Raw genomic sequence first — 235 nt, 5'->3', positions numbered from 1 at the left:
CGATGATTCACCACCGCCTGGCGCACGAGCTCTACAAGCTCGGCCTGCCGCTGCTGGCGCGCATCGTGGCCGAGCTGGCGCACGGGCAGACCGGCATCGACATCCACCCCGGCGCGCAGATCGACGCGGGCTTCTTCATCGACCACGGCACGGGCGTCGTGATCGGCGAGACGGCGGTCATCGGCAAGCGCGTGCGGCTCTACCAGGCCGTGACGCTGGGCGCCAAGCGCTTTCC

At 70.2% G+C, this 235-nt stretch carries 1 protein-coding gene; it reads left to right on the top strand.

Annotated elements, in window-relative coordinates; all coding sequences use genetic code 11:
• On the top strand, positions 1 to 235 hold a 235-nt coding region (locus BMG07_RS41165), incomplete at both ends, for a serine O-acetyltransferase (protein ID WP_374221490.1).

The organism is Variovorax sp. E3 (assembly GCF_016082275.1).
Taxonomy (GTDB): Bacteria; Pseudomonadota; Gammaproteobacteria; order Burkholderiales; family Burkholderiaceae_C; genus Variovorax.
The sequence above is the reverse complement of the archived record's forward strand: the minus strand, read 5'-3'. Positions and strand labels throughout refer to the sequence as shown.